Origin of the sequence: Pseudomonas veronii, from assembly GCF_002028325.1 — a bacterium.
Lineage (GTDB): Bacteria > Pseudomonadota > Gammaproteobacteria > Pseudomonadales > Pseudomonadaceae > Aquipseudomonas > Aquipseudomonas veronii.
Genome location: NZ_CP018420.1, coordinates 3,937,487 through 3,958,849 on the forward strand (window position 1 = coordinate 3,937,487; position 21,363 = coordinate 3,958,849).

Annotated in this window: 17 protein-coding genes; 4 read left to right on the plus strand and 13 right to left on the minus strand. The window is 61.8% G+C overall.

Annotation, left to right across the window (positions count from 1 at the left end):
• Nucleotides 1-332: 332 nt before the first annotated feature.
• The 10 genes from PverR02_RS17825 to PverR02_RS17870 all read right to left on the minus strand — a co-directional run bounded on the left by PverR02_RS17825 (nucleotide 333) and on the right by PverR02_RS17870 (nucleotide 13,065).
• Complete coding sequence (locus PverR02_RS17825) at nucleotides 333-1,355, minus strand: ABC transporter permease (RefSeq protein WP_017846553.1); 1,023 nt, start codon at nucleotides 1,353-1,355, stop codon at nucleotides 333-335.
• 58 nt (nucleotides 1,356-1,413) lie between these two features.
• Nucleotides 1,414-2,967 carry a sugar ABC transporter ATP-binding protein gene (locus PverR02_RS17830; RefSeq protein WP_079444049.1) on the minus strand — a complete coding sequence of 518 codons (1,554 nt, stop codon included), beginning with the start codon at nucleotides 2,965-2,967 and terminating at the stop codon, nucleotides 1,414-1,416.
• Between the two features lie 65 nt (nucleotides 2,968-3,032).
• A complete protein-coding gene (locus PverR02_RS17835) occupies nucleotides 3,033-3,968 on the minus strand; it encodes a sugar ABC transporter substrate-binding protein (RefSeq protein WP_017846555.1) in 936 nt (311 codons plus the stop codon).
• A gap of 48 nt (nucleotides 3,969-4,016) precedes the next feature.
• Nucleotides 4,017-4,196, minus strand: a complete 180-nt coding sequence (locus tag PverR02_RS17840) for a hypothetical protein (protein ID WP_079444050.1) — start codon at nucleotides 4,194-4,196, stop codon at nucleotides 4,017-4,019.
• Between the two features lie 128 nt (nucleotides 4,197-4,324).
• Nucleotides 4,325-5,353 (minus strand): Gfo/Idh/MocA family protein, encoded by a 1,029-nt coding sequence (locus tag PverR02_RS17845; RefSeq protein WP_057004688.1) that lies wholly within the window; start codon nucleotides 5,351-5,353, stop codon nucleotides 4,325-4,327.
• A 960-nt stretch (nucleotides 5,354-6,313) separates the two neighbouring features.
• Nucleotides 6,314-7,324, minus strand: a complete 1,011-nt coding sequence (locus tag PverR02_RS17850) for a Gfo/Idh/MocA family protein (protein ID WP_079444051.1) — start codon at nucleotides 7,322-7,324, stop codon at nucleotides 6,314-6,316.
• A 19-nt stretch (nucleotides 7,325-7,343) separates the two neighbouring features.
• Nucleotides 7,344-9,275, minus strand: a complete 1,932-nt coding sequence (iolD, locus tag PverR02_RS17855) for a 3D-(3,5/4)-trihydroxycyclohexane-1,2-dione acylhydrolase (decyclizing) (RefSeq protein WP_079444052.1) — start codon at nucleotides 9,273-9,275, stop codon at nucleotides 7,344-7,346.
• A gap of 10 nt (nucleotides 9,276-9,285) precedes the next feature.
• Nucleotides 9,286-10,074: a 5-deoxy-glucuronate isomerase gene (iolB, locus tag PverR02_RS17860; protein ID WP_017846559.1), complete on the minus strand. Its 789-nt coding sequence runs from the start codon at nucleotides 10,072-10,074 to the stop codon at nucleotides 9,286-9,288.
• Nucleotides 10,071-10,964, minus strand: coding sequence for a myo-inosose-2 dehydratase (gene iolE, locus PverR02_RS17865; RefSeq protein ID WP_046489005.1), 894 nt, complete (start codon nucleotides 10,962-10,964; stop codon nucleotides 10,071-10,073). The genes iolB and iolE overlap by 4 nt, the downstream gene beginning before the upstream one ends.
• A 163-nt stretch (nucleotides 10,965-11,127) precedes the next feature.
• The gene (locus PverR02_RS17870; protein ID WP_079444053.1) at nucleotides 11,128-13,065 is read right to left on the minus strand and encodes a bifunctional 5-dehydro-2-deoxygluconokinase/5-dehydro-2-deoxyphosphogluconate aldolase; all 1,938 of its coding nucleotides are present in this window, start codon (nucleotides 13,063-13,065) and stop codon (nucleotides 11,128-11,130) included.
• A gap of 284 nt (nucleotides 13,066-13,349) precedes the next feature.
• On the opposite strand from PverR02_RS17870, the gene PverR02_RS17875 reads away from it, so the two are divergent.
• From PverR02_RS17875 to PverR02_RS17885, 3 genes are all read left to right on the plus strand, one after another.
• Nucleotides 13,350-14,270: a MurR/RpiR family transcriptional regulator gene (locus tag PverR02_RS17875; protein WP_017846562.1), complete on the plus strand. Its 921-nt coding sequence runs from the start codon at nucleotides 13,350-13,352 to the stop codon at nucleotides 14,268-14,270.
• A 187-nt stretch (nucleotides 14,271-14,457) separates the two neighbouring features.
• A complete protein-coding gene (locus tag PverR02_RS17880) occupies nucleotides 14,458-15,141 on the plus strand; it encodes a response regulator transcription factor (RefSeq protein WP_003219726.1) in 684 nt (227 codons plus the stop codon).
• Nucleotides 15,119-16,510 (plus strand): sensor histidine kinase, encoded by a 1,392-nt coding sequence (locus PverR02_RS17885; RefSeq protein ID WP_079444054.1) that lies wholly within the window; start codon nucleotides 15,119-15,121, stop codon nucleotides 16,508-16,510. The genes PverR02_RS17880 and PverR02_RS17885 overlap by 23 nt, the downstream gene beginning before the upstream one ends.
• Nucleotides 16,511-16,590: 80 nt before the next feature.
• Here PverR02_RS17885 and PverR02_RS17890 read toward each other — a convergent pair whose 3' ends face one another.
• Nucleotides 16,591-17,007, minus strand: coding sequence for an SRPBCC family protein (locus PverR02_RS17890; protein WP_079444055.1), 417 nt, complete (start codon nucleotides 17,005-17,007; stop codon nucleotides 16,591-16,593).
• A gap of 392 nt (nucleotides 17,008-17,399) precedes the next feature.
• On the opposite strand from PverR02_RS17890, the gene PverR02_RS17895 reads away from it, so the two are divergent.
• Nucleotides 17,400-18,653, plus strand: a complete 1,254-nt coding sequence (locus PverR02_RS17895; protein WP_079444056.1) for a hypothetical protein — start codon at nucleotides 17,400-17,402, stop codon at nucleotides 18,651-18,653.
• 325 nt (nucleotides 18,654-18,978) lie between these two features.
• Here the strand turns inward: PverR02_RS17895 and PverR02_RS17905 are convergent, their stop codons facing one another.
• Both PverR02_RS17905 and PverR02_RS17910 read right to left on the minus strand, forming a co-directional pair.
• Nucleotides 18,979-20,277, minus strand: a complete 1,299-nt coding sequence (locus tag PverR02_RS17905) for an NAD(P)/FAD-dependent oxidoreductase (protein WP_079444058.1) — start codon at nucleotides 20,275-20,277, stop codon at nucleotides 18,979-18,981.
• Complete coding sequence (locus tag PverR02_RS17910; RefSeq protein WP_079444059.1) at nucleotides 20,274-21,362, minus strand: polyamine ABC transporter substrate-binding protein; 1,089 nt, start codon at nucleotides 21,360-21,362, stop codon at nucleotides 20,274-20,276. Before PverR02_RS17910 ends, PverR02_RS17905 begins: the two co-directional genes overlap by 4 nt.
• Nucleotide 21,363 lies beyond the last annotated feature (1 nt).

Here is a 21,363-nt window from a genome sequence, read left to right on the forward strand (position 1 = left end):
AAAAAATACGTGCATTAAGGCGAATAAGGGAGCGTTCCGGTCAACCTCTGCAGGTCTCGGAAAGGCGCCATCCATTCCAAGCGCCACCCGGCACTCAATTTACGAGGGGCGGCAGTCTAAGGCCGACTTGAGGGCGCAGCAACTGAAAAGACAGGCATTTTTTCCAAGATAACCCCCAAAGGCACCAGGACGGGCTTGGCGAATGGTCATCGGAGTGCGTTTATAGCAAGAAATTCAGTGTTGTGGAGCTATATAGAAGACAAACGGTTGGATCTGACGAATACAGGCCTGAATGTGGGAGGGGGCAGGCCCCTCCCACATTTTGCACTGCGTCAGCGTTTTAGCTTGCGCTTGTTGCGATATTGGTCGATCACCACCGCCGCCACGATAATCAGGCCCTTGATGATGTCCTGGATATACGCGTCGACCCCGACAAAGGTAAACCCGCTGGCCATCACCCCAAGGATCAGCGCGCCGATCACGGTGCCGGTGATGCGCCCTACTCCGCCGGCCAGGCTGGTGCCGCCGATCACCGCGGCGGCAATCGCATCCAGTTCGTAGGACATGCCCATGCCGGCCTGGCCGGTGGCGGCACGCGCCGAGGCCACCACACCGGCCAGGCCCGCCAGGAGCCCGGCGATGCTGTAGACGATGATCAGGTGGCGCTTGACGTTGATCCCCGAGGTGCGCGCCGCCTGCATATTGCCGCCGATGGCGTAGGTGTACTTACCGTACTTGGTGTAGCGCAGGGCGATATGGAAGATCACCGCCACCACCAGAAAGATGATCACCGGCATCGCGCCATGCCCGATGGCCGTGTAGGAATCCGAGAGCATGCTCACTGGCTGGCCTTCGGTGTAGTAACGCGCCAGGCCACGGGCCGACACCATCATCCCCAGCGTTGCGATAAACGGCGGGATACCGGTCACCGCGATAATGCTGCCGTTGATCGCGCCCGCCAGCAGCCCCACGCCGAGCCCCGCCACCACTGGAATCCACACCGGCAGGTCGGTCAGGGACGGAAACACCGCACGGGAAAAATCAGATGTTTGCGCAAGACTGGCAGCGATCATCGCCGATAACGCCAAGACCGAGCCGGAAGACAAGTCGATCCCGGTGGTGATGATCACCTGGGTCACACCGATGGCCAGCAGGCCGATGATCGACACTTGCAGGATCATCAGCACCAGACGCTGGGAGTTCATCAGGAAGCTCTGGTCTCGCACGATCCAGCCAAACAGCTCAAACACCAGGCCGATGCCGATCAGCACCAGGAAGATGCTCAGCTCGGTGGGCAAGCGCCGACGGTGCTTGACCGCTGCCGTGGCAGGCTTGTTGTCTGTTATTGCGTTCATAGCCAATCACCTTTTTATTCTATGGCGCAGGCCAACCGCAGGCCCGCGCGGCTGTTCGTCAGTGGACCGCGGTCATACCGGAGGCCAGCTGCATGACTTTTTCCTGGGTCGCGTCTGCACGGTCCAGGGTGCCCATCAGTTCGCCTTCATGCATCACCATCACCCGGTCGCTCATACCCAGCACTTCAGGCAGCTCCGAGGAAATCATGATCACCGCCATGCCCTCGCTGGCGAGGAACGCAATCAAACGGTAGATCTCGGCCTTGGCGCCGACATCGATGCCACGGGTCGGTTCGTCGAGGATCAGCAGGCGCGGGTTGGTCATCAGCCAGCGCGCCAGCAGGGCTTTCTGCTGATTGCCGCCGGACAAGGTGTCGATGCATTGCTCCAGGGACGGGGTTTTCACCCGCAGCTTCTTGCACATGTCTTCGCACAGCGCACGCAGGGCTTTCTGCTGGATAAACCCGTTGCCCGAGTAATGCGGCAACACGGCCATTTCCATGTTTTCCAGGACCGACAGGCACGGGAACAGCCCGCTGAGCTTGCGGTCTTCGGTCAACAGCGCAAAGCCTTTGTCGATGGCCATGTGCGGGTCGGTGATACGCAGCGCCTTGCCATCGAGGGTTATCTGCCCGCGAGTGCTTGGGCTGATGCCGAAAAGGGTTTCCGCCACGTTGGTGCGGCCCGAGCCCATCAGCCCGGCGATGCCGAGGATCTCGCCGGCATGCAGGTCGAACGAGACGTTGTTGAACACGCCGTCCAGGCCCAGGTCGCGCACCGACAGCAGCAACTCGCCGATGGGCGTTTCGCGCACCGGGAACAACTGGCTCAGTTCACGGCCGACCATCATCGAGATCAGGCTGTCGCTGTTCATGCTGTCGGCGCGCTGCAGGCCGATGTACTGGCCGTCGCGAAACACCGCCACTTCATCGGCGATGGCGAACACTTCATTCATCTTGTGCGTGATGTAGACGATGCCTTTGCCCTGGGCCTTGAGGTCGGCAATGATCGAAAACAGGTGGGCGACTTCCTTCTCGGTGATGGCGGACGTCGGCTCATCCATGATCAGGATGTCGGAATCGTAGGACACCGCCTTGGCAATCTCGACCATCTGCCGCTCGGCGATGCTCAGGTTGCCCACCTGCTCCTCGGGGTCGAGGTTGATGCGCAGGCGGGCGAGCAATTGGGCGGTGCAGCGGTGCATTTCGCGGTGGTTGACCATGCACAGGCTGTTGAGCTGCTCGCGGCCGATCCAGATATTCTCGGCGATGCTCATGTGCGGCATCAGGTTGAGTTCCTGGTGGATCATCGCGATCCCGGCCTTTTGCGCGGCCAGCGGCGTCTCAAACACAATCGGCTTGCCGCGCAGGCGGATTTCCCCGGCGTCGGGCTGGTAGATGCCGGCGATGATTTTCATCAGGGTCGACTTGCCCGCGCCGTTCTCGCCCATCAGCGCCAGCACCGAGCCTGGGCGCACACGCAGTTGTACATCGGCCAGGGCCACCACACCGGGAAAGCCTTTGCTGATGTTGAGGATTTCCAGCAGGTACGGTTCTTCCAGCAGCGACGGCTGGATACCGGGCGGCTGCGAGACAGTGGCTTGAGCAAGCATAGGGCGGTACTCCATCGACAGGGCGGGCACGACCGCCCTGCCGGCTTATTGTTGTGATGTAAGGGCTACTTGAAGTCTTTGACGTTGTCCGGGGTGATCAGCTTGAACGGGATGACAATGTTCTGCTCGATCGCTTCCTTCTTCGCCATCTTGCGCGCCGCCTCCACCGAGCCGACTGCCTGGCCCTTGGCATCCTGGAACACCGACACGGTCATTTCACCCTTGGTGATCGCATTCAAGCCGTCCGGCGTGCCGTCGACCCCCGCAATCAAGACGCTGCCCGGCTTGGTGCCGGCCGATTTCAACGCCATGGCCGCGCCAATCGCCATTTCATCGTTGTTGGCCAGCACGGCATTGAATTCGCGGCCCTGGGTCAACCAGTCGTTGACCAGGGTCATCCCGCGGTCACGCAGCCAGATGCCGGTCTGTTCCTGCTCGATCTTGATCTGCGGGTACTTGGCCAGGACTTCTTTGATGCCCTTGGTCCGGTTGGTGGTGGAGTTGTTCGCCAGGTCACCGAGCAGGATCACCACCTTGCCCTTGCCCCCCAGTTTTTCGGCGATGTACTGCATTTGCAGCCTGCCGGCCTCTTCATCATCGGAGGTCACGGCCGCCACGCCTTTGGGCAGGTCTTTCTGATCAGGTCGGCGGTTGACATAGACCAGCGGAATACCCGCCTCGAGCGCTGACTTGCTGATCCGCGCCGTGGACGCCGTGTCCACCGGGTTGACGATGATCGCGTCGACCTTCTGGCTGATGAAGTTCTCGACCTGGCTCAATTGCTTGACCACGTCGGCGCGCGCGTCTTCGAACTGCAGTTGCACGCCATCGCCCTTGGGGTAGGCCTTGGCTTGCTTGTCCATGTACTCACGCACATTGGTCAGGTAGGTGTCATCGAACTGCGACATGCTCACGCCGATCTTCAGATCGGCAGCCATGGCAAAACCGCTGGCCAGCAGCAGGGACAACGCCAGCGCGGTAAAACGGATCGGGGTCTTCATGAACGGTCTGTCTCCACTTTCTTGTTGGTTTTTTGGACGTTGCGTTTTTCAGAGCGAGGATGACGGCAGGCGGACGAGCGGTGCTCCCGGAATGCAGCACACCAGGGCGCCTTGGTTTTCGACGCACAGCACGTTGAGGAAGGAGAAGTAAAACGGCCGGGTGCGGGGCAGACCGCGTGGCGCAAGGGCTGGGCGTAAAACTCGCAGTACAGCGTTGAAGATTTTCATCTGACGGTACCTGGTTGTTTTTGATCTTGTTTTTGTTGAGTCGTCGGGATCGAGTCCGGAACGTACTTTATGCAACCTGGAAAAGACTTTATTGGAAAATAATTTCTATATCAACCTGTTTTAGAATTTTATTCTATTTTTGTCGAAACCACCTGCTGGCGCTCGGCGCTCAGGCGTGCGGCGTCCAATATCCTTGTGGTTTCCAGCGCCTCGTAGGCGTCCACCGGCAGCGGCCCCTGCCCTTGCACGGCGGCCTGCCACTGGCGATAGAACTGGGTCCAGCAGCCTTTTTCCGACGGCACACGCTCGCGCTCGGGGCCTTGCTCGAACCAGCCCCAGCGGCGGTGCTCCTCGGCCCCCCAGTGCTCGCCCTCGGTTTTGGGCGACTTGCCGGCCATCAGTGCGTCTTCCTGGCCGTCCAACCCGTCGACGGTGTAGCAACCCAGGGTGCCGCTGACCCGCAAGCGCGGTGCCGGGCTGTTCTGCAAGGCGTTGCCCCACAGGTGGGAAATCACCCCGTTGGCGTGGGTCAGGGAGACAAAGAAGCCGTGGTCGATGCTGGGGTGTTCGGCGCTGTAGTGCAGTTGCGCGAAAACCCGATCCACCGGGCCGAACAGTTGCAGCGCCTGATCCACCAGATGGCTGCCCAGGTCGCGCAGCCAGCCGCCGCCGCTGGCATTGCCCACCGATTGCGGGCTGAAACGCTCGACGCGGGATTCAAACCGGGTGACAGCGCCGAGGGCGCCGGCGTCGATCAGTTTGCGCAAGGTCAGGAAATCCGAATCCCAGCGCCGGTTCTGGTAGACGCTGAGCAACACGCCCTGGCGTTCAGCCGCGGTGATCAGCACCCGGGCCTGCTCGGCGTTGGCGGCGAAAGGTTTATCGCTGACCACGGCGACGCCGTGCTCGATGGCCTCCAGCACCAGCGCCGGGCGACCTTTAAGCGTGGTGGAAATCACCAGGGCGTCAACGCCGGCCTCGACGATCTGGCCGATGCTGTCAAAGGCTTTAACCCCTGGAAGATCAGTGCTCAATTGCTGACGGCGCTCGGGTGAACGAGTCACCACACCAACAAAAGTAGCGCCGGGCAGGGTTGCAATCAGTGGCGCATGAAAGAAGCGCCCTCCGTGGCCATAGCCGACCAGTCCAATTCGCATACATTCACTCCTTCATTGAAGTGCACACCCAATCCAACTGTGGGAGGGGGCTTGCCCCCGATGGCGGTGGATCAGATCCAGATTCATTAGCTGACCCACTGCTATCGGGGGCAAGCCCCCTCCCACATTGACCGCGTGTTAGCCGCAGAAGGCAGGGTTGCAGTCAGTGGCGCATGAAAGAAGCGCCCTCCATGGCCATAGCCGACCAGTCCAATTCGCATACATTCACTCCTTTATTGAAGTGCACACCCAATCCAACTGTGGGAGGGGGCTTGCCCCCGATGGCGGTGGATCAGATCCAGATTCATTAGCTGACCCACTGCTATCGGGGGCAAGCCCCCTCCCACATTGACCGCGTGTTAGCCGTAGAAGGCAGGGTTGCAATCAGTGGCGCATGAAAGAAGCGCCCTCCGTGGCCATAGCCGACCAGTCCAATTCGCATACATTCACTCCTTTATTGAAGTGCACACCCAATCCAACTGTGGGAGGGGGCTTGCCCCCGATGGCGGTGGATCAGATCCAGATTCATTAGCTGACCCACTGCTATCGGGGGCAAGCCCCCTCCCACATTGACCGAGTGTTAGCCGCAAAAGGCAGGGTTGCAGTCAGTGGCGCATGAAATAAGCGCCCTCCGTGGCCATAGCCGACTAGTCCGATTCGCATACATTCACTCCTTCATTGAAGTGCACACCCAATCCAACTGTGGGGGGGGCAAGCCCTCTCCCACATTGACCGAGTGTTAGCCGCAGAAGGCAGGGTTGCAGTCAGTGGCGCATGAAAGAAGCGCCCTCCGTGGCCATAGCCGACTAGTCCGATTCGCATACATTCACTCCTTCATTGAAGTGCACACCCAATCCAACTGTGGGAGGGGGCTTGCCCCCGATGGCGGTGGATCAGATCCAGATTCATTAGCTGACCCACTGCTATCGGGGGCAAGCCCCCTCCCACATTGACCGCGTGTCAGCCGTAGAAGCGCGGACGCTCAGGCAGGCTGACCTGGACAATTTGCCCACTGCCTTGGGCCTCGATACATGCATCCGCCGCGACTGCCGCCGCAAACCCATCCCACGCCGACGGCCCGCCCACTTGCCCGGCGCGCACGCTGTCGATGAACGCCTGCAACTCGACGTCATAGGCGCCGATAAAGCGGTCTTTCCAGTCCATCAGAATCGCATTGGACAGCTTGGCTTCGCTGCGCAATTGCACCTGCGACGGTTCCGGCAGCTTGGCGATACCGGTCTCCCCCACCACTTCGCACTGAATGTCGTAGCCGTACTGGCAGTTCACAAACACTTCCACATCGATGCGCGTGCCCTTGGCGGTTTCCAGCAGCACGATCTGCGGATCGCGCAGATGGGCCAGGGCCTTGCTGGTCTTGCGCGGGAACACCACTTGCACCGACACATAGTCGTCGTCGAGCAGCCAACGCAACACATCCAGCTCGTGAATCAGGGTGTCGGTGATCGCCATGTCGGTCTTGTAGTTCTCGCCCACCCGCGGGTTGCGGTGCGCGCAGTGCAGCATCAGCGGCTCGCCGATCCGGCCGCTGTCGATCACCGCTTTGAGGGCGCGATAACCTTCGTCATAGGGGCGCATGAAGCCCACTTGCACCAGGCGCTTGCCGTGCGCCACTTCAGCCTCGACGATCCTGCGACAGCCTTCGGCGGTGACCGCCAGGGGTTTTTCGCAGAACACCGGTTTGCCCGCCTCGATGGCGGCGAGCACGAATGCCTCATGGCTCGGGCCCCAGGAAGTGACGAGAATGGCTTCGACCTGAGGCGAACGGATCAGCGCATGGCTGTCCGGATACACCTCGGCGTCCAGTTTCAGATCCGCCACCACCTTGGCGGCCTGCTCCAGGTCGATGTCGGTCACCGCCACCACCTGGCTGTTGAGCAAGGTCTGGCTGCAACGACGAATATGGTCCCGGCCGATAGCGCCCGTACCGATAACACCCAGCTTCAACGACATACATTCACTCCTCTTGTTATTAGTACTGCCGGGCCTTGGCCAGCTGTTCATTGAGTTTTTTCGCCGCCGCGTTGGTGCGTTCGCTGGTGGAGACCTGCGCCACACCCACCCGCCACCACGACAGGTAGCCGTGGATCATGGTCTTGGGCAGCACCTTGATATCGATCAGCGTCGACACCGTTTGCGTGCGCGCATCGGCCAGCGCCGCTTCGAGCTGTTCGACGCTACTGACCTTGTAAGTCTTGCAACCGTAGGCCGCCGCACTCATGGCGAAATCCACCGGCACCAGGCCGCCGTCGAGCTTGCCGCTCTCGGGGTTGCGGTAGCGGAACTCGGTGCCGAAGCTGTCCATGCCGTTGCCGATCTGCAGGTTGTTGATGCAACCGAAAGCCATGTTGTCCAGCAGCACCACGTTGATCTTGCGGCGTTCCTGGATCGAGGTGGCCAGCTCCGAGTGCAGCATCATGTAGGAGCCATCACCGACCAGCGCATAGACCTCGCGCGTCGGCTCGGCGAGTTTCACGCCGAGGGCGGCGTTGATCTCGTAGCCCATGCACGAATAACCGTACTCGACGTGGTAAGTGTTGACGCCCTTGCTGCGCCAGCTGCGCTGCAGGTCGCCGGGCAGGCTGCCGGCGGCGGCGACGATGATCGCGTCGTCGGCCAGCGCCTGGTTGAGCACGCCGAGGACCCGGCTTTGGGTCAGGCACGAACCGGTCAGCTCGATAAATTCGCGCAGCACGCCGCGGTCGAGGTGGTCGTCGACCTCGGGGACGAAGTCGTCACTGGCGTATTCCAACTGATGCACCCGGTCGACTTCAGCATCCAGTTGCGCCCTGGCATCGCGCACCTGCTCGCCCCAACCGGCGCGATAATCGCCCAGCGCTGCGGCCAATGCCTCAAGGGCGACTCGTGCATCCGCCAGCACTTGCACGCCATCGAGTTTCAACGCATCGCCGGGGCTGATGTTGAGGTTGAGGAACCGCACCTCGGCGTGCTTGAACAACGACTTCGACGACGTGGTGAAATCGGTGTAGCGCGTGCCGATCCCGATGATCAGGTCGGCCTCGGCGGCCAACAGGTTCGCGGCCAGGCAGCCGGTTTCGCCGATCCCGCCGACGTTCAGCGGATGGCTGGACAGCACCGCACTCTTGCCCGCCTGGGTTTCGGCGAAGGGCATCTCGAAGCGTTCGGCAAATGCCTGCAGGGCCGCATTCGCCCCGGAGTACTTGACCCCGCCGCCGCAGATGATCAACGGCTTGCGCTTGCCCTCGAAGGCCGCCACGGCATCGCCGATCATCGCCTCAGTGGGCGGGCGCCGGTCGAGGCGATGGACACGTTTTTGCAGGAAGTAATCCGGGTAATCCCAGGCCTCGGCTTGCACGTCCTGCGGCAGCGCCAGGGTGACGGCACCGGTTTCGGCCGGGTCGGTGAGCACGCGCATGGCGTGGATCGCCGCGCTCATCAATTGCTCGGGGCGGTTGATGCGGTCCCAGTATTTGCTCACCGAACGGAAGGCGTCGTTGGTGCTGATGCTCAGGTCATGGAACTGCTCGATCTGTTGCAGCACCGGGTCGGGCTGGCGGCTGGCGTAGACATCGCCAGGCAATAGCAGCAACGGAATGCGGTTGGCCGTGGCGGTCGCGGCAGCGGTCAGCATATTCGCCGCCCCCGGGCCGACCGACGCGGTACACGCGTAGATCTTGCGGCGCAGGTGCTGTTTGGCAAACCCGATGGCGGCGTGGGCCATGCCTTGCTCGTTGCGGCCCTGATGCACCACCAGGTCGCCGCTGTCCTGCTCCAGCGCCTGGCCCAGGCCGAGCACGTTGCCGTGGCCGAAAATGGTGAACACCCCGGCCACGAACTTGCTCTGCACACCATCGACTTCGATGTATTGGTTATCCAGAAATTTCACCAGGGCCTGGGCCATGGTCAAACGAGTGGTGGTCATGTCGCGCCCCTTAAAGGTCCAGCAGCCAGCTGTGCTGCGGGTCGTTATGAAAATGCCAGGCGCGCTTGGGGCCGGCCATTACGTTGAGGTAGTAGGACTCGTAGCCATACGGCACGCTCACCGGGTGGTACCCCTTGGGCACCACCACCAGGTCGCTGTTTTCCACGGCCATGGCCTCATCGATGCTGCGGTCGTCGGTGTACACCCGCTGGAACACGAAGCCCTGGGGCGGGTTGACCTGGTGGTAATAGGTTTCTTCGAGAAAGCTCTGGTGCGGCAGGTCGTCGGTGTCGTGCTTGTGCGGCGGGTAGCTCGACGAATGCCCGGACGGCGTGCGGACTTCCACCACCAGCAGGGAGTGGGCGGGCTCGCTGTCGGGCAGGATGTCGCACACGTAACGGGTGTTGGCGCCTTTGCCGCGCACGCTGCGCTTGCACTGTTCGGGGCGGATCAAGCGCGGCGCGAAACCCGTCGCGCCAGGCGCGGCGCAGACCGCGAGCTGCACGTCGCTCAATGCCGTCACCTGGGCGTCGGTGCCCGGCGGCAGGTAAGCGGCAAAGGGCGATTTGTCTTCAAACACCGACTGACGATCGCCGAGGTTCTGCCAGTTGAACCCCTCGCCTTCGATCGTCACCCGGCCGCTGAGCAGCACCAGGCACAGCTCCTGGTCGCCGGCCGTGACTGGCAGGGTTTCGCCCAGGCTCAGGCGGTAGGCGGCAAAGCCGACGTAGGCCAGGCGGCCCGCTTCGAGGGCGACCATGGTTTGCCCGCGCTTATTGCTCTTGACCAGCAAGCTCATTGCCCCGTCCTCTCGTTCAGCAGCGCACGCAAGGTGTCATAACCTTTTTTCGCATAGATATAGCTCGGCGCGACAGCCGGGTCCTGCTCGGCTTCGACCACCAGCCAGCCTCGGTAATGCGCGGCCAGCAGCACGTCGAGCAACGCGGCAAAGTCGATATCGCCGTCACCCGGCACGGTGAAGGTGCCGTTGACGATGCAGTCGGGGAAGCTCCACATCTGGTTGCGCGCCAGTTGCACCACTGCTTTGCGCACGTCCTTGAAATGCACATGGCACACGCGGTCGATGTGCTTGCGCAGTACGTCGAGGGGTTCGCCGCCACCCATGTAGCAATGGCCCGAATCGAACAGCAGGCCGACTTCGGGGCCGGTGCGGCGCATCAGTTGATCGATGTCCTCCGGCGATTCGACATAGGCGCCCATATGGTGGTGGTAGGCCAGGCGCACGCCCTGGGACAGGGTAAAGCGCGCCAGTTCGGTGAGCTTGTCGGCGTAGTCCTGCCAGGCCTGCTCACTGTGGAAACGCGGGCGTTCGATCAGGCGGATGCGGGAGCCCTGGATCGAATCGGCCACTTCGCCGTAGACCAACACCGTGGCGCCATTGTGTTTGAGCAACTCGACGTGAGCGGCGATGGCTTCGATTTCCTCCGCCACCGACCGCTGGGCCAGACGGCTGGAGTACCAACCGGAGACCAGCGCCAGGTCGTAGGGGCGCAACACATCGGCGACGCCCTTGGCGTCCTTGGGGAATTTGCCGTTGAGTTCAAAACCCTCGTAGCCGATCTGCTTGCCTTCGCTCAACGCCGTGCTCAGGGGCGTTTCGCCGCCCAGGGCCGGCAGGTCGTCGTTGCTCCAGGAGATCGGGTTGATGCCAATTCGGATTGCGGGCATGGCTGCACCTTTATTATTTTCAGGTATCACTGAGATCTGCATTATGTGGGAGGGAGCTTGCTCCCGATGGCAGTGTGTCAGGCAACACTTCTGTAACTGCACCACCGCCATCGGGAGCAAGCTCCCTCCCACATTGGATTACATTTCAAATTAAGAACTGCGTTCAGCCTCTGGCACTGCACCAGGCGCTGATCAATTGCTCGAAAGTGGCCCGGACTTGGCGGATCAGGGTCTCGTCATCAATCTCCCCCGCCATCCACGCGCGACTCGGCTCCTGGAAAATCGTGCGTCCCACGGCAAAACCACGGCAGGTGCGACTCTGGCTGGCTTGGCGGAAGCCCTCGGCCAGGCACTCGGCCGAGGCATTCAGGCCCAGCAGCACCACGCCGCGGCAGTACGGGTCGCGTTCCTCGATCAGTTCGTCGAGTTTTGTCCAGTCCTCGGCCGACTGTGCCTCGATTTTCCACCACGCCGGGTAGATCCCCAGGTTGTACAGGCGCTTGAGGCTGCGGTAGAGCACATCGGGGTAGGTCGAGGGGTGATCCTTGGGCGGGATGACTTCCAGCAACAGTTCATGCCCGCTGACCAGCGAAGCCTCGTACACCGCCTTGAGTTGCGCTTCCTGTTCCAGACGCAGCAGCGGTTCGTCATCGGGGTGGTATTGCACCAGGCATTTGATGATTTGCTCCTGGGGCCAGGCGATCAGGTTGCTGCCGATCGAGCGGCCGTGTTCGAACGCCAGGGGCCGCGAGTTCTGCACCTCCACCGGGCGTGCGATCCACCAGCCGCGACCGCTGGCGGCGTTGAGCGCGTCCTGGCCGAAGCGCTGGTCGGCGAGCAAACCGACATCGGCCTCGATGCCCTGCCCGCGCAGCGTCTTCTCCACGCGTTCGACGGCCTGGATAAACAGCTGCTTGATCGTACTGATGCGGCTCGGGTCCTGGCCGCCGCGTTGCGCCAGGTCGACCAATTGCCAGCGGTGGTCGAAGGCGAACACGAACAGTTGCTTCCAGGCCTTGCGTGGCACCGTGACCCGATGCAGGCGCTGCAGGGTCACGTCTTGATCGGGACGGGTGATCGGCACCGGGCTGTTGAACAGGTAATCCAGTTCGGCCGGCGTCGGCATGGCCGGTGCGCAGGCGTGGCGCGACACCACCAGGCCGCCGCAGGCATTGGCCAACTGGCTGCATCGCGCGTCGCTGGCATCGTTCAGCCAGCCGCTGAGAAAGCCGGCCATGAACGCATCGCCGGCGCCCAGCACGTTAAGCACTTCAACGCGCACGCCGGGGTAGATCGCACCCTCTTCCAAACGGGCCGGGATCGCGCCGTGGATCACCGTGCAGCCCTGCGGGCCGAGCTTGACCACCAGGGTCGCCGGGGTCAGTTCACGGACGGTGCGCAGGGCGCCGAGCAAATCTTCACTGCCGCCGGCGATCAGGAATTCTTCTTCAGTACCGACGATCAGGTCGAAGCGCGGCAGGATGCTCTGCACGTGCTGGCTGACGCTCTGGTCGGCGACAAACCGGGTTTCGCCATCGGCCTTGCCCGCCAGGCCCCACAGCACCGGGCGGTAGTCGATGTCGAGCACGCGCTGGACGTTGTGTCTGGCCGCGTAATCCAGGGCCTGGACGCTGGCCTTGTACACAGCGTCGGTGGAGAAATGCGTGCCGGTGATCAACAGGGCCTTGCTCGAGGCGATAAAGGCTTCGCTGATGTCTTCGGCGCGCAGGGCCATGTCGGCGCAGTTTTCGCGGTAGAACACCAGGGGGAAGGTTTCGCGGTCCTTGAGGCCCAGCAGCACCAGCGCGGTAAGGCGTTGCGGGTCGACCTTGATGCCGCTGACATCGCAGCCTTCACGGGCCAGGGATTCCGTCAGGAACCGGCCCATATGGTCGTCCCCTACCCGGCTCAACATCGCCGACTTGAGGCCCAGGCGCGCGGTGCCGAAGGCAATGTTGGCGGAAGAACCGCCGAGGTACTTGGCAAAGCTGGACACATCCTCAAGCCGCGCACCGACTTGCTGCGCATAGAGGTCGACGCCCAGGCGCCCGAGGCAAATCAGATCCAATTGACGCCCACTGGCAAAACGAGTCTGGCCCATGCTGGCTCCTGTTATTTTTATCAGCCTGCGTTGTGCCGCCGTGGCGACGGCACACGCTCTTGGTGGGAGCAGACTAGAACGTTCAGCGAGCCCAATCAATATTTATTCCATAATTATTTTTGGTAGAATATTTTTTCCAATACGTCAGCATAGGGGCACGCCAGCGACAGTGCATCGTTTCAGCCGCCCACTCGCTGGCGCATGCCGGGGTATTTTTTTGCGCCTACCCTGTAGACTTGCGCCCACTATCAGCGCACCAGATGAACCCGCCAGAAGGATTGCCCATGTCCCGCACCGATCAGCCGGCCACGCCCGAGACCGCTTCCCAAGACACTCTCGCCAGCCCTGCGATCAATGCCGAACGCCTGTTGCAGCTGATCACCGACGAATACGAAAGCCTGCCACGCCAGCTCAAGCGCATCGCCAGCTACATGAGCCAGCAGAGCGACCGGATCATGGTCGACCGCATCAGCGACATCGCCCGCGAATGCGAAGTGCATCCGTCGGCCATCGTGCGGTTCTCCCAGCGTTTCGGCTTCAGCGGGTTCAGTGAGATGCAGGCGCTGTTTCGCGAGGCGTACACCCACAAGACCACGCCGGTGCAGAACTATCAGCAGCGCATCCGCAGCATGATCGCCAACAAGTCGCAGAAGGCCAGCGGCGGCGACCTGGCGCGCGAGTGTGTCAATGCCACGCTTTCGGGCATCGAGCGCCTGGGCCTGGAACTGGATGACGCGGCGTTCGAAAAAGCCGTCGACCTGGTGGTCAACGCCGACAACATCTACGTGGTTGGCGTGCGCCGTTCGTTTGCGGTGGCTGATTATCTGGTCTACAACCTGCAGCACACCAACAAGCGCATCCACCTGATCTCAGGCCTGGGCGGCAGCTACCGCGAGCAGATGCGCAGCGTGCGCGCCAATGACCTGGTGATCGCCATCAGCTTCACGCCCTACGGCAAAGAAACCCAGCACTGCCTGCGTATCGCCCAGCACCACCAGGCCAAGACCCTGATCATTACCGACAGCAACCTGTCGCCCCTGGCCAAGCGCGCGAACGCAGTGCTGTTGGTCAATGAAGGCTCGTCGTTTGCCTTCCGTTCGTTGAGCGCCACGTTGTGCCTGTGCCAGGCGCTGTTCATTGCGGTGGCGTATCGCCTGGAGTTGAAGGTGGATGAGATTCATGAGCAGGTGGGCTTCGACGACTGACGGAGGATCCGTCACCGGAGCCGCCGATTGACACGCCTTCATCGCAGGCAAACCCGCACATCGGAGTAGGCGGGGTTTATGAAAACTGTGTCAGTTTTGCCAACATGAAGTTTTATTTAGGAAGCGTTCAGCCATTTCTTGGCAAAATGCCCACACTTCTAGTGTGAATCGCTCACCAGGTAATCCTATGACCCGCATTTTGACCATTGAGGATGACGCCGTAACGGCCCGCGAGATCGTCGCCGAGCTGAGTAGCCATGGACTGGATGTTGATTGGGTGGACAACGGCCGCGAAGGCCTGGTCCGCGCCGTGAGTGGTGATTACGATCTGATCACCCTCGACCGTATGTTGCCGGAACTCGATGGCCTGGCCATCGTCACCACCCTGCGCACCATCGGCGTGTCGACGCCGATCCTGATGATCAGCGCACTCTCCGATGTCGACGAGCGGGTGCGCGGCCTGCGCGCCGGTGGGGATGACTACCTGACCAAGCCGTTCGCCTCCGATGAAATGGCCGCCCGCGTCGAAGTGCTGCTGCGGCGCAAAAGCACTGTCAAGGAATTCGAAACCGCGCTGCGCGTGGCCGACCTCGAGCTGAACCTGATCAGCCGTGAAGCCAGCCGCGCCGAGCAGCCGCTGAGCCTGCTGCCCACCGAATACAAACTGCTGGAATTCCTGATGCGCAACACCGGGCAGATCCTGTCGCGGATGATGATCTTCGAGGAAGTCTGGGGTTATCACTTCGACCCCGGGACCAACCTGATCGATGTCCACATCGGTCGCCTGCGCAAGAAGATCGATCCACCGGGCCTCACGCCGCTGATCCGCACGGTACGAGGTTCCGGGTATGTCATTGCTGAACCCCTCTAAGGGCTGGCGTTCCTCCAGCAGCCGCTTGCTGGCGCTGTACAGTTCGCTGTTCGTGGCTTGGAGCTGCATCCTCATGGGGGTGCTGTATTACGAGGTGTCCGGTTACCTCAGCGACCTCTCGCGCCATTCGCTGATGCAGCGCCAGCACCTGTTCCAGCGGTTCGACGGCGAAGAACTGTTGGAAGCCCTGACCACCAGCATGACCTTCGACATGAAGGGCGTGGACGCCTATGGTCTGTTCGATGAGCAATTTCGCCCATTGAACGGACCGATCCAGGCGATACCGCCCGACTTGCCCCTGGACGGCAAGATCCACGCCCTGGCCAATTGCGTCGACTCCGACGACCCGAAACTGCCCAAAGACAGCTGCGACGCCGTGGTCACCCACACCGCCGATGGCCGCTGGCTGGTGCTGGTGCGCGCCAACGGTTCGCTGTTCGGCGTAACCCGGATCATCTGGCACGCGCTGCTGTGGGCGGTGTCGCTGACCATCATCCCCGGCGCCGCCGGCTGGCATTTGCTGCGCCGCCGCCCATTGCGACGGATTCGCGGGATCCAGGCCAGCGCCGAGGCCATCGTCGCCGGCGACCTCACCCATCGCCTGCCGCTGTCGAACCGGCGTGACGAACTGGACATGCTCGCCGCCATCGTCAACGCCATGCTCGACCGCATCGAGAAGCTGATGAACGAGGTCAAAGGCGTGTGCGACAACATCGCCCACGACCTGCGCACCCCGCTCACCCGCTTGCGCGCGCAGCTCTATCGCATCAAGCAACAAGCCGAACACGACTCGGCCCACGCGGTGCAACTGGACGACGCCATCGCGGAAACCGACACGCTGATGGCGCGCTTTCGCGGGTTGTTGCGGATCTCGGAGCTGGAAGACCACCAACGCCGCTCGGGCTTCTTGGTGATGGACCCACTGCCGCTGCTGCGCGAACTGCACGACTTCTACCTGCCCCTGGCCGAGGAAGGCGAACTGCAACTGGTGCTCGACACCCCGCCATCCCTGCCCTGGATCACTGGCGACCGGGCCTTGCTGTTCGAGGCCCTGGCCAACCTGCTGAGCAACTCGATCAAGTTCACCCCCGCGGGCGGCGAAGTGATTTTGCGCGCGGTCAACGATGCGGGCAGCACGCGTATCGAAGTCCACGACTCCGGCCCCGGCATCCCAACAGCGGAACGCAAGGCAGTGTTCCAGCGGTTCTATCGCGTGGATGAAAGCGACCAGCAAGGTGGGTTTGGGCTGGGCTTGTCGATTGTCGCGGCGATCATCAACCTGCACGGTTTCAAGCTGGACGTCGGCACCAGCCAACGCGGCGGTGCGCGGTTGGTGCTGGAGTGTCGCCAGCAACTGATGCCCAAATAAACCAGACACGACACCGATCGAAACGGTGGGAGGGGGCTTGCTCCCTCCCACATTGGGTGTCGCTTGCCCGATCGATCAGGTCAAGCCGGGAAGTTGGCGCGCAGCGCCTCAAGCCCACCGCGGTACACGCCGGCAAACAAAGCCTCCACCGCCTCGTCGGTGGTGCCCGGCGCCGGGGTGAACACGCCCGACCACGTCACCTTCGCCGACGACTCCGTCAGGGCTTCGACCCGCAACGTCGCCAGGTAGGCACTCACCGGAAACGGCGACTCCTCGATACTGTAGCTGTAAGTGCGGGCCACGTTATCAAAGGTCTGCAAGCGCTCCACCACCACGCCGCCATCGGCGGTCTTCAGGTGACGCACGCGCCCGCCGTCGCCCGGCTTGCTCTCGACGATCAATGGCAGCCAGTCCGGCAGCGCGTCAAAACCGCCGACCAATTGCCACACCTGATCGGCCGAAACCGGAACTTCAATGACAGAAGAAGCTGTAGGCACAATCAATACTCCAGACAATAGAAATTCAGATCGCCAGATCCATCGCACCGACAGTCGCTGGCGATCGGGGTTAAACACTGTACGCCAGCCGATTCGTCACTTCACCCAGATTCGTGGTGCGACGGAGGCTCGATAAGCCCCTGCGCTCCTGACCATTCGTCGCCTTGTTTTCAGGCCCGGCGCAGACACTCTGCGTAGCCTCGTTCTGAAACCCGCACGCCAGAGCCGCCAAACAGCCCAAACAGCTGCCCATGTGCGGTGCAGCAACTCGTTCTGTACCTGTTAAAAATGACAGTTGTAGGCCTGCTGACGGCGGCCTTCACTGTTACGCAAGGCCTGCGGGGCGTCCTTGTCCCCCGCAGATGGTTTCACCCACCAGGGAAGGACAGCCCATGCAGCGCACATTCAAGAAGCTAATGGTTCCAGTGCTGTTAAGTGTTGGCGTATCGTTTTGCGGACATAGCGCAAGCGCCAACGCAGCCACATTCGTCAGTTCAGGTCACGCGGCCGGACCGCAATGCGCGACCTCCGGGATCAACGACAATGGTCAGGCGGTCGGTAACTGCAACTCGGCGACGCCGAGTACCAACCCCAACCCGTGGTTCTCATCGACACTGGCAGGTCCCCAACAAGTGCTGTTGCCATTGGTCACGGGACAACCGTGCAGCGTCAGCGCAATTGCCAACAATGGCTGGATGGTGGGGCTGTGCGCCAATGTCGGCAATGTCGCTTTGGGCGTGTATTGGAACGCGGCGACGCCCGGCAACCCGCCGACCGCCATGGCTCCGCTGCCTTTTTCATTGCTGTTGCCGCCGCTACGCCCCGCCGACAAGCAGACAGTCCCTACTGCGCAAAATCAGAACGGTATGGTGCTCGCACAGAGCCTGAGTGCAAACGAACAGGCAACGGTGGTGGTCTATGCTGCGGGTAGCGCGACGCCACAGCGTGTATCGGGCTGGGGTAACAACTGCTCCGGTGTCGACCTGACTGAAACCTTGACGAATGGCTGGCCACGCATCCTCATGAATTGCCCAGGAGCGAACGGTACGCCTGAGATCACCTCGGCCAGTTGGAGCGGGAGTGGATTTTCCCTCGTGACGCCGCCGCTTCCGGCAGGCGCCAGCTACTGTGAGGCCGTGGACATGAACGATGCAGGTCAGTTCGTCGGCACCTGCACGTTCCCCGGTTCGTCCCCCGATACGCTCCAGACCGCCTATTGGGCCTCTGCAACTAGCACACCGTTGCTGCTGACAATGCCGTTGAATGCACAGAACGTGGCAATGGCAATCAATGCCCGTGGGCATGTGGTGGCCTATGGCAGGAACCCATTGGGCCTCCTGACACTTCTCTTCTGGCCAGACCCCACCAACTCTTTCACCGTAGCGCCCATCCAGCCATTGCCGGGCAGTAATCAGACCAACTTTGCAGGTTTTGGGGATAACGACAGCGTCGCCATGACTTGCCTGAACAGTAACCAATACCCCACTGCCTGCAGTTGGACGCCCTCGGGAGGCACCGTATCCGTGGTGGGTCTTGGCGGAACGTCCAGCGAGTCGAGCGGCATTTCGCCTAGCGGCGTATTTATTTTTGGTACGGCGACGGATACCTCCAACGATTTCAATGCGGTGGGAGCTACGTTGCCCTGAACAAGGAGCCCGTTTTGCGGCGTGGCCTGGCACAGACTGTTAAGTTGGAGGTGCGTGATGTCTCACAGACTACCGGCAAAATTCCCGGTCGCAATGTTATTTGCAATAGCTAGCACGTTGGCTGCGGATGCGATGGCCATTCCGTTAGCCGATGGAAAAAAACAGGCGTACCTGAGCTGCATAGCGAAACACGCCGCCCCGGACCTATTGCGGAAAGGGGCTAGCCTCAAGCAGTACGAAAAGGAGCAATTGCGCTCTTCCGTTTTGCCCTGCCTGTCAACGATTCGATAAAAGCTGGCAAGGCCCTTTCACAACGCGCCCCCAGCTACCAGGCAAGTTGCTCGCGCAACTTGAACCACAGCATCCCCAACGCCAACAACGGCGAGCGCAACAGTTTGCCGCCCGGAAAGGTCATGTGCGGGACCTGGCTGAACACCTCCAAGCCCTGACTGTGCCCGGCATGAATGGCTTCAGCCAGCAGCCGCGCGCACCAATGGGTCACATTCAGCCCATGCCCGGAATAACCCTGGGCGTAGAACACATTCGGGTACTGCTTCAACCGCCCGACCTGGGGGAAGCGATTGGCGGTGATGCCGATCTTGCCGCCCCACTGGAACTCGATCGCGGTATTGGCCAGTTGCGGGAATACCTGGAGCATCTTCGGTCGCATATACGCGGCGATGTCCTGCGGATCACGCCCCGAATAATGGCAGGCGCCGCCGAACAACAGGCGTCGGTCGGCGGTCAGTCGGTAGTAGTCCAAGCCGACTTTCTGGTCGCACAGCGCCAGGTTCTGCGGGATCAATTGCTCGGCCAGCCCTTCCGTTAACGGTTCGGTGGCGATGATGTAGCTGCCGGCAGGCAGTACCTTGCCGCTCAAGCGCGGCTCCAACGCCTCCAAGTGTGCATTGCAGGCCAGCACCAGGTTGCTGGCACGCACCGTGCCGCCGGCGCAGCGTACCTGCACGGTGTCGCCGTGGAGCAGTTCCAACGCTGGGGTGTGCTCGAAAATCCGCACCCCCAGGGACTCGGCGACCCGCGCCTCGCCCAACACCAGATTCAATGGGTGCAGGTGCCCGGACCCCATGTCCACCAGGCCGCCGGCATAGACCTGCGAGCCGACGACCTGGTGCATATCCTGCGGACCTACCACACGGACCTCATGGTTGTAGCCCTGCGCCAACAGGCGCTCCTGCTCGCCCTTGAACGCGGCGAACTGCGCCGCGGTATTGGCCAGTTCGCAAAAGCCCCAGCGCAGGTCGCAGTCGATACCCTGCGTGCGAACGCGTTCCCCCACCAACGTGACCGAATCAATCCCGGCCCGCTCCAGATAACGCACGCCCTCCTCGCCCACATACTTGGCAAAGCCCGACACGTCGTGGCCGATGCCGCGAATCAATTGCCCGCCGTTGCGCCCGCTGGCGCCCCAACCGATGCGCCGCGCCTCCAGCAGGATCACCGACAGCCCGCGCTGGGCCAGTTCGATGGCGGTATTGACCCCGGTGAACCCACCGCCGATCACACACACATCCGCGCTCAAGTCGGCGGCCAAGGCCGGACGCTCGGGCATGGCATTGGCCGAGGCCCGGTAATAGGACCGGGCGTGGTCGTTCGATTGGATCATTTGTCGGTCTTCACTTTGCTCCAGGCGCGGGTCATCAGGCGCATGGTCGCCGGGGTCGGCGTGGTGGAAATATAGAGTTTGTCGAGCACGGCCTGGGACGGGTACACCTCAGGGTTGTTCACCAATTCCGGGTCCATGAAGGCATTGGCTGCCGGGTTGGCGTTGGCATAGCCGACCGAGGCGCTGACTTTGGCGATGACTTCAGGGTCGAGCAGGTAGTTGATAAACGCATGGGCTGCTTTCGGGTTGCTCGCATCGGCGGGGATCGCCAGCAGGTCGAACCACAGGTTGGAGCCTTCCTTGGGAATCGAATAGGCAATGTTCACCCCGTTCTTGGCTTCCTTGGCGCGGTTGGCGGCCTGGAACACGTCGCCGGAATAACCGAACGCCACGCAGATATCGCCGTTGGCCAAATCCGAGATGTACTTGGAGGAATGGAAGTAGGTGATGTAAGGCCGCAGCGTCAACAGCTTGGCTTGCGCCTGTTTGTAGTCTTCAGGGTTCTCGCTGCGCGGGTCCTTGCCCATGTAGTTGAGGATCGCCGGGAACAACTCATCCGCCGAGTCGAGGAAGGCCACGCCGCACTGGTTGAGCTTCTTGAGGTTCTCCGGCTCGAACAGCACCGCCCACGAATCGATATGGTCGATGCCGAGCACCTGCTTGACCTTGTCGACGTTGTAGCCGATGCCGTTGGTGCCCCACAGGTACGGCACCGAGTGCGCGTTGCCCGGGTCGTTTTTCTCCAGCAGCTTGAGCAGCTTGGGGTCGAGGTTCTTGAAATTGGGCAACTGCGCGCGGTCGAGCTTGAGGAACGCGCCGGCCTTGACCTGGCGCGCCAGGAAGTGGTTGGACGGCACCACCACGTCATACCCGGTGCGCCCCGCCAGCAGCTTGCCCTCCAGGGTTTCGTTGGAGTCGAATACGTCGTAGATCACCTTGATCCCCGTCTTGGCCTGGAAGTCGGCCAAGGTGGTTTCACCGATGTAGTCGGTCCAGTTGTAGACACTGACCGTCGGCTCCGCCTGCGCGGCGCTGCTGAATGCCGCCACCAGGGCCAGCGGGAGAAGTTTTTTCATCAGACGCATA